This window comes from Lactiplantibacillus plajomi (assembly GCF_005405405.1).
Lineage (GTDB): Bacteria > Bacillota > Bacilli > Lactobacillales > Lactobacillaceae > Lactiplantibacillus > Lactiplantibacillus plajomi.
In genome coordinates this window covers 1-7,849 of record NZ_BJDZ01000050.1, presented here as the reverse complement: position 1 = coordinate 7,849, position 7,849 = coordinate 1, and the positions used below count along the sequence as shown (strand labels likewise).

The following is a 7,849-nucleotide window of genomic DNA, read 5'->3' as shown; positions in this document are numbered from 1 at the left end:
TCGCTAACGCGAGAAAGGCGAATGCTAACCAGTTTATGCCCATTTTTAAGCATGGGAGCTTGACCACAGCGTGGGCAATATTTAACATCATAGGTTAGTCCTTAAAATCCCGTTTACAGGGTCATGTGCGACTAACTGACTAATATTTCGGTCTTTAATTTGAAGTAATACTCGGGTAGAATGGTCTTGGGACATACTGAACACTCGCTTTCAATTGGTTTTGGTCGACTTGATTGTAGCACAGGACGGTATGTCCTTTTTGTTGTACATAAAAAATGGTGTTGATGGATTTTATCCATCAACACCAAATATCATAGAGCCGAACAAATTGAGAACGAGACAGCCCTTTATACATGTTTCAATTTAAAATTAAAAACAATTGATGCAAATATCAGAGACATCTGATATGCTATGACCAGATTAGTAAGGAGAATACTGCCATGCAAACAACCGGGGTTCAAAAGTTTAATTTTCTATTGACAATCAACTGGGATAAGCAAACTTTCTCAATCAGTAATGGAAATTTAATTTTAAATAAACAGATAGTGAGCTACAAGTTTTCGCAACTGGAAACTTGTTACATCATCCAATCCGGGGACACCAAGAAGACAAAACACATTGTTACTCGTGCTCTAATTGGTGACATGCTTGCTGGTAGTATTGGCGCCTTTGCGGGAATATTAAGTGCAGGAAATGATTACACCATTTGTAATGAATTGACCCTGCACTTAGACATCAGAGATGGTGAAGATTATGATTTTAAAACTATCATCACTCCAACGAAGACCTCATCATTTAATTACAAACAAGGACTAAAAAATCTTCAAGATATGACTGAAGTATTCCAACAGATTATGGCTACAGAAATTAAATAAATACTGCAATTATTAGGAGATATCATATTATAGCACAACACGATTCTAAGCAGATTAAAACTGCGGGCGAGCTCGTCACTCACACGCAACACAAAGGAATTAAATTTGATATTGCTGAAACTAATATAATTCAAATAGCGTCATTATTATCGTAAACCTTGATACTCGCTGAAGTATAAGCAGAACGCTCAATTGTATATCCTACTTTCTTGCCCCGTAGAAATAACGCTAACGCTTCCTGTTCATGGAAATTGTATGCCCACTACAATACAGCTCCATCCTGATAATTCAGTAACTTTTCCACCCCGAATCTATTTTATCTACTATTGCTGTTAATCTGATAATGACAATCCTCGTCTTAGAGTATCGTTTAACACATCGGAATCTGGTGAAACGTTTTATTTGGTGGCTCCTAGTTCGCAATCATTTAACGATTGTGAACTGCTAAAGTTTGATCCAGAGACAGAGACATGTGTTACCATCTTTATTGAATCGTAGAACAGTGTGTCCTTTTATTGCGCAAAAAAAGGGTGTTGGCGGGTTTGATCCATCGACACCAAATATTTTAGGGTCCCTTATTAAAGCACATTAGATTCAAACAATAGAATCCCGGAAAATCAACGTTTGTCAGGGTTCTTGTTCTTAAAAAAATTTCGAAGAACAACAGTATTTCGCACAAATCACTGAATACTAAATTTAAAAATCAAATTCGCTTGCATCCTCAAATTTAAGATAATCCAAATATTCCTGATATGCTTTTTGAGCTTCTGGAGTAGGATTATCAGTCAGGATCAAATTATCGTTCTCATCAAACGTATACCAATCCTCATGTTTAAGCAATTCCATGACAACCATTATAATTAACCTCCGTTATATAAATAGCCCATCCCCATTTAAACTTAACATACCGATAGTTTTCAGTAATTTTGCTAGTTTTGTCTAAACAGCTTTGGACGTTAGATGCATATTTATCATAATTAATTTTGAAGTTGCTTGTCCCGTAGTCAAAATTTTCATTGAAATCCTTGCTAAAAACTTTCATCTCGATTGAATTATCGTAAATACCCGTATGCCCCCCGCGCCTACCTAGACCCTTGATTTTTTAATTGTTGCTTTCGTTTCGTATCACTACAACGTCTAGAACCTACACCCGTGGCTACGTTGAATTAAACTAATCTGGTTAGTCGCCCTCGTTAATCGCGTTTTCACTAAAATCACAACCTAATTTTATCAAAGGTTATCCGCTTACACCAGCCTTTAGCTCACGAACTAACTCACCGGAATTTGATTGATCTTCGCATTTTATCCAATACAAAAAGCGCCCAGAAAATCCACCCGATTTTCTGAACGCTTCTACTTAAAATTCCATTAAACTCAAAATTTCGTAATCTTTAATCTTGTCGCGACCGTGTAAATCTTTTAGCTCAACTAAAAATGCGGTACCGACAACGTTACCACCAAGCTCTTCAACCAGCTTGATGGTCGCAGAAATCGTCCCACCAGTGGCTAACAAGTCATCCGTGACCAACACGTTTTGACCCGGCTTAATGGCGTCCTTGTGTAAGTACAAAGCGGACTGCCCGTATTCAAGGTCGTAGGTCGCCTTCACGGTTGGCCGTGGCAACTTGCCCTTTTTACGGGCCGGTGCAAAGCCAATGCCGAGTTCGTAGGCTACTGGGCAGCCGACGATGAAGCCCCGCGCTTCAGGACCGACGATCATGTCGACCTTCTTGTCACGCGCAAACTTTACAATTTGGTCCGTGGCTTCGCGGTAGGCTTCGCCATCCGCCATCAACGGGGAAATGTCCCGGAAGATAATACCCGGTTCCGGATAATCCGGAACACTAGCCACGTATTTTTTTAAGTCTAATGCCATTGCTTATTAACAGCTCCTTCAATTCTTAGCTGCAGCCTGGTTCTTCACCCAAATTTGTAACGCTGCAGTTTTACTATATAAAAGCGTTTCTTCAGCGACGATCTGCTGTTCGCGTAGCTGATAACTAGGGGCGTGATGTAAATCCGCTTTGGTCGGATTCGAAACGCCATTCATGACACCATCACTTATTTTAACAAATCCCACCTCAAAAAACACCTGAATCATAAAAATAAGCAAATTTCGTTCGACGTGGAGGTGCTTCGCGACGGCATCCAGCTGGTGATGAATATCAACGTCGTGGTGGTTGACCGTGAATTGGAATAACTTGGCAAATTGTTGCCGAGTTGGCATCCCCGCCATGTAGACCGAATCGTGCCGGTATAAGTACAACGTCAGTCGGTTGAGCGGCAATGCATTTAAGACCGCCGTAAAGTCAGCCAGCGTGTCCGGACAATCCACCACAAACACCACCTCATCTTGGCGAATGCCACTTAAATCAGCATCAGCACTCCCCACGTAGACGGCACGCGCGTTCGCCGTTAAGTAGCCGGCCAACTTCTTCATGAGCTTTTCATGGAAAAATAGGTAAACTCCGGGAGCTTGGAACTGCTTAGCGGCTAAATGCTGGGTACGGGCATCAATCACCTGGGTCCCGGCCACCGCAACGTCGCGAACTAAAATTTGCGGCTTAGTTTGTCCGTTCCACGTATTTTCACTTAACTCACCAACTACCGCAACGTCGTTCGGACTAGCCTGAATGGCGGAAAGCGCCGACCCCATCGAAAACCCGATAGCGTCAACTTGTTGGCGGCCATCGCTCAATTGTAGTTTCAAGTGCTGCTGGTCACTACCAATCGCCCGCGCCTGGGGAACTAAACTAGGCTGCAATTCGAAGAGCGGAGCCGGATTATCCGTACCAAACGGTGCCAGGCGTTGAATATCCGCTAAGGTGGCTAACGTCGCGTCCTTCACGGGTAACTGACCGTCAACCGCCAACGTTAGCTGGCCGTGCTTGGCCAAGTCCTGGGCGGTCGCCGCCTTTTCCAAGGCATCCTTTAACACCGGTAATTGGTCGTGCATCACGCTTAACCCGACCGCCATGTGATGACCACCAAAAGCAACCATGGCGTCACGGACCGGATCAATCGCCGCAAACAGGTTGTAGGCTTCAACGCTACGGCCGCTACCCTTCAGCTTGCCTTCGTCGTTTTCATTAAGGACTAAGGTGGGTTTACCGGTTGCTTCAACGACGTGACTAGCAACGATGCCGAGCACCCCTTCGTGCCAACCGTGACCGGTAATGACCAAAGTTTGGCGGGTGGCGTTATCCGCATTCTCGGCCTGTTCAATTGCGCTGGCCGCAATCGTTTTAACCAGCCCCTGCCGTTTTTCATTTAAGCTATTCACGGTCGTCGCTAACGTCTGGGCTTTATCCGGGTCCAAAGTGGTTAAAAGCTCAACCCCACTCTGCGCGGACTGCAGGCGGCCCAGGGCGTTCAGGCGCGGCGCAATCCCGAAACCAATACTGGTTTCAGTCAACTTGGTCGGTTCGAGTCCAGCGGCGTCAATCAGTGCCGCCAAGCCCGGTCGACTCGTCTGGCGGAGTACCTGTAACCCCAACGTGACAATTGTCCGGTTTTCACCGGTCAAACTGACCAGGTCGGCAACCGTCCCAATAGCGGCTAAATCCATCAATTCTTCGGGAACTTCCTCTAATAACGCGGTAGCCACTTTAAACGCGACCCCCGCACCCGACAAGTCACCAAACGAATAGTGACCCTCGGGATGGCGCGGGTGCACAATGGCGTATGCGTGCGGTAATTCGGCCGGTAATTCGTGGTGATCGGTCACCACCACGTCAATCCCGCGTTCTTGAACCGCATTGACGACGGCATTGCCGGCCACCCCGTTATCAACGGTCACAAACAGTTCGGTGCCCGCTTCAATCAGCCGGTCAAAGGCCGCCTGGTTGGGACCATATCCGTCTTTAAACCGGTCCGGAATATAATAGTTGACCTTGGCGCCGACTTGTTCCAACGTTTCGTACATGATCGACGTACTGGTCAAACCATCCGCATCGTAATCCCCATAAATCGTAATTTGCTTATCATCAATAATGGCTTGTTGAATCCGATCGACCGCTTTTTGCATATCGTGCATCTGCAACGGGTCGAGTAACGGCTGCTTGGCCGCGTTCAAAAACTGCTCAGCTGCCGCGGGCGTGGTAATATCGCGCTCAATCAACAGCTTGGCTACGAGTGGTGAAACGTCGGCGGCACTAGCTAACGCGGTTACCGCGTCGGAACTTACTTCCGCCTGCCGTCGCGGTTGCCACTTTTTCTTTGCCGCTAACATGACATTCTTCCTTTCAGACTACTTTTCAGTTGGGGCAACGGGTCGGTCACCCGCACTCCGAGTTTGTTTTCCCTTATTATTTAAACGTAGGGTTAACGATTTATTTTCCTTCGTTAACTTTTCAATTTTGGCGTTCGCTTCTGCCAAGGCCTTTTCGTGGGCACTTTTGGCCTTTGATTCGGTAAAAGTGGCCATTAAAACCGCCGTTAAGACCCCTAAAATCAACGTAATGACAATGACTAAAATTAACGGCCATTGCACTGACGTAATCCCAAAGTTGACCTTAACTGGTTCCACGTTTAACACCGCAAAAATAATCACAACTAACGCAATAACTAACGCACTGACTAACCGCCACTGATTTTTCATCATCAGGACCCCCTATTTATAATTAAAAACGGAACCGGCAAACCAGTCACCCAACTTCGGTGCCACTTGATAACCTAAGTTGGCGGCAGCCATCACCCACGGCCGGTTGATTTCACGCCGGTGATGACCAATTTTACTAATGATCAACTCGGCTAACTTCACCGGGTTAAGCGCCACGCGGGCCACTTTCGCAAAGTACTGGCCACTCGGGTCGGCCGTCTCAAAGAAATCGGTCGCAATCGGTCCCGGGTTGACCGTCATCACGTTAACGCCCACTGACTTTAATTCTAACCGTAAGGCGTTGTCATACGCAATCAAAGCCGCTTTCGTTGCCGCGTAAACGGCCGACTTGGGCGTCGCAATTTTACCGGCAATCGAAGCCACGTTAATGATCTCACCATGACGTTGCCGTTGCATCCGCCGCGCGGCGAGTTGACTCACGTACATCGTGCCCAGTGTATTGACCCGAAACATTTTTTCGGTTAAGTGCGGGTCGGTTGCGACGGCCAGCGCCATGTGACCAAAGCCGGCCGCGTTGATGACCACGTCGAGTTGACCAAACACGTCATCGATCGTAGCAAATACCTGGTCAACCTGACTGACCCGACTGACGTCACAACGAACCGCCAGCGCCTGCTGGCCGGATAAGATCCGGCACTGGTCAGCTACCCGCGTTAAGCGGTCTTGGCGCCGGGCCGCCAACACGAGGTTAGCCCCCTGTGCCGCGGCGGCGAGGGCCAACTGCTCGCCCAGACCGCTCGAAGCACCGGTCACTAGCACCGTTTTTCCCGTTAAACTCGCCATCGCCATGCACCTACGCTTTCTTTTGCAGTGGAATATCGATTAAATCAAAGTCGCGAACAACCTTGGCGTTCGCAAATACCTTTTGGGCCTGCTTTTGGAGTTCCTTACTGAGTTTACCCGTATAACGTGCCGAAATGTGCGTCAGTAAGAGCAACCGGACGTTAGCCTGCTTGGCTACCTGGGCCGCCTGGGTGCTCGTCGAGTGGTAGTAATTATGCGCCATCTTGCCCTCGTCCTTGCCAAAGGTGCTTTCGTGAACCAGGACATCAGCATCCTGGGCTAAAAGGCCGGCGTTAGCCGTTTTCCGGGTATCCCCTAAGATGGCAACTGTGCGCCCAGCTTGCGGCGCAGCGATGAAGTCTTGACCGTTGATCGTGCGGCCGTCATCCAACGTGACCGTTTGACCGGCTTTCAACTGGCCGTACACCGGCCCACTCGGAATGTTCAGCGCCTTTAAGCGGTCGGCTTGTAATTCACCAGGATGGTCGGCTTCTTCGACCCGGTAACCAAAGCAGGCGATTCGGTGGTCTAACGGTAAGCAGGTGACCTTGAACGTCGAATCTTCAAAGACCGTTCCCCCGGTACTGATTTCATGAAACTTCAGCGGGTAGGACAAACGGGTCCCCGACACTCGCAAGGCAGTTTGCACAAAATCGCGCACCCCGGTCGGCCCGTAAATCGTCAACGGTTCGTCGCCGCCCTGAAACGAGCGTGAACTTAGTAAGCCTGGCAAGCCAAAAATATGGTCACCGTGTAAGTGGGTAATAAAGATCTTCGCGATCTTGCGCGGTTTAAGCGTGGTCCGTAAAATTTGATGCTGAGTCCCTTCGCCCACGTCAAACAGCCACACCTCGTTCCGTTCATCTAATAAGCGTAGCGCGGTGCTGGTAACGTTGCGAAACTTTCCCGGTGACCCGGCACCGGTTCCTAAAAATTCTAATTGCATGTTTGTTCGTCCTTATCTGTACAGTCTGCTAATTATTTTACCGAAATTATCGCTCCGTTACAATTAGCGACTTTGGCAAAAACCAATTAAATTAATTCAACGCTTAATTTTACCATGCAATTCCCGCTTTGCGGTCATTCCGACCCAAACGGTCAAATTAATTCCGGTTAAGCGAAATTATCTGCTAAAATTATGATAATAATAATGTAGAAAGCGAGGCTAACCATGCGCCTGATTGACTTTAAACTTTCCACGGTCGACCTTGCGACCACGACGCCGCTTTACTGGGAAGTCGACCGCGACACGGTCTATCCGATCAAAACCATTAGCTTGGCACCCGACCAGTTGATCCTGGTCCCCGCTAAGCAGACCACGGCCCTGACGCTGGATCAACTGAACGCCCGCACCCGCCAGCTAGACGGTCACACGGCACTAATGGTTGCGACACCCACTGGCTCACAATCTTTATTCGGTTACCGCCTCCGCACTGGTCAACTGCTATTCGGCTGAGCACAAGCTAAAAACGAGGCTGTGACATAAGTCTCTAAAAACAAAGCAGGTCTGGAAAAATCTTCGGATTTTTCCAGACCTGCTTTTGATATAATAGAAAATAAAAAAAGAGCA

The 7,849-nt window shown here is 47.6% G+C and carries 8 protein-coding genes and 1 pseudogene; 2 read left to right on the top strand and 7 right to left on the bottom strand.

The genetic code is table 11. The features are described 5' to 3' along the window. A pseudogene (locus FFM82_RS13810) lies at positions 1-195 on the bottom strand (ISL3-like element ISP1 family transposase); the annotation flags it as partial. Between the two features lie 245 nt (positions 196-440). On the opposite strand from FFM82_RS13810, the gene FFM82_RS13190 reads away from it, so the two are divergent. Then, on the top strand, positions 441-875 hold the full coding sequence (locus tag FFM82_RS13190) for a hypothetical protein (RefSeq protein ID WP_137646222.1): 435 nt from the start codon (positions 441-443) through the stop codon (positions 873-875). Positions 876-1,571: 696 nt separating this feature from the next. On the opposite strand, the gene FFM82_RS13615 is transcribed toward FFM82_RS13190, so the two are convergent. The 6 genes from FFM82_RS13615 to rnz all read right to left on the bottom strand — a co-directional run bounded on the left by FFM82_RS13615 (position 1,572) and on the right by rnz (position 7,225). Then, positions 1,572-1,730, bottom strand: a complete 159-nt coding sequence (locus FFM82_RS13615; RefSeq protein WP_170178311.1) for a hypothetical protein — start codon at positions 1,728-1,730, stop codon at positions 1,572-1,574. 502 nt (positions 1,731-2,232) lie between these two features. After that, positions 2,233-2,751 (bottom strand): adenine phosphoribosyltransferase, encoded by a 519-nt coding sequence (locus FFM82_RS13185; protein ID WP_137646221.1) that lies wholly within the window; start codon positions 2,749-2,751, stop codon positions 2,233-2,235. 18 nt (positions 2,752-2,769) lie between these two features. Then, complete coding sequence (recJ, locus tag FFM82_RS13180) at positions 2,770-5,106, bottom strand: single-stranded-DNA-specific exonuclease RecJ (protein ID WP_137646220.1); 2,337 nt, start codon at positions 5,104-5,106, stop codon at positions 2,770-2,772. A gap of 18 nt (positions 5,107-5,124) precedes the next feature. Next, a complete protein-coding gene (locus FFM82_RS13175; RefSeq protein WP_137646219.1) occupies positions 5,125-5,475 on the bottom strand; it encodes a LapA family protein in 351 nt (116 codons plus the stop codon). A 12-nt stretch (positions 5,476-5,487) separates the two neighbouring features. Beyond that, positions 5,488-6,279: an SDR family NAD(P)-dependent oxidoreductase gene (locus FFM82_RS13170; protein WP_137646218.1), complete on the bottom strand. Its 792-nt coding sequence runs from the start codon at positions 6,277-6,279 to the stop codon at positions 5,488-5,490. Positions 6,280-6,289: 10 nt separating this feature from the next. Next, positions 6,290-7,225: a ribonuclease Z gene (gene rnz / locus FFM82_RS13165; protein ID WP_137646217.1), complete on the bottom strand. Its 936-nt coding sequence runs from the start codon at positions 7,223-7,225 to the stop codon at positions 6,290-6,292. A 225-nt stretch (positions 7,226-7,450) separates the two neighbouring features. Here rnz and FFM82_RS13160 point away from each other — a divergent pair, with 225 nt between their 5' ends. Continuing rightward, complete coding sequence (locus FFM82_RS13160) at positions 7,451-7,735, top strand: hypothetical protein (RefSeq protein WP_137646216.1); 285 nt, start codon at positions 7,451-7,453, stop codon at positions 7,733-7,735. Positions 7,736-7,849: the final 114 nt, after the last annotated feature.

Excerpts from the sequence above, each read along its gene's own strand:
- FFM82_RS13190 (WP_137646222.1), top strand. The coding sequence starts at position 441 with ATGCAAACAACCGGGGTTCAAAAGTTTAATTTTCTATTGACAATCAAC.
- FFM82_RS13615 (WP_170178311.1), bottom strand. The coding sequence starts at position 1,730 with ATGGTTGTCATGGAATTGCTTAAACATGAGGATTGGTATACGTTTGAT.
- FFM82_RS13185 (WP_137646221.1), bottom strand. The coding sequence starts at position 2,751 with ATGGCATTAGACTTAAAAAAATACGTGGCTAGTGTTCCGGATTATCCG.
- recJ (WP_137646220.1), bottom strand. The coding sequence starts at position 5,106 with ATGTTAGCGGCAAAGAAAAAGTGGCAACCGCGACGGCAGGCGGAAGTA.
- FFM82_RS13175 (WP_137646219.1), bottom strand. The coding sequence starts at position 5,475 with ATGAAAAATCAGTGGCGGTTAGTCAGTGCGTTAGTTATTGCGTTAGTT.
- FFM82_RS13170 (WP_137646218.1), bottom strand. The coding sequence starts at position 6,279 with ATGGCGAGTTTAACGGGAAAAACGGTGCTAGTGACCGGTGCTTCGAGC.
- rnz (WP_137646217.1), bottom strand. The coding sequence starts at position 7,225 with ATGCAATTAGAATTTTTAGGAACCGGTGCCGGGTCACCGGGAAAGTTT.
- FFM82_RS13160 (WP_137646216.1), top strand. The coding sequence starts at position 7,451 with ATGCGCCTGATTGACTTTAAACTTTCCACGGTCGACCTTGCGACCACG.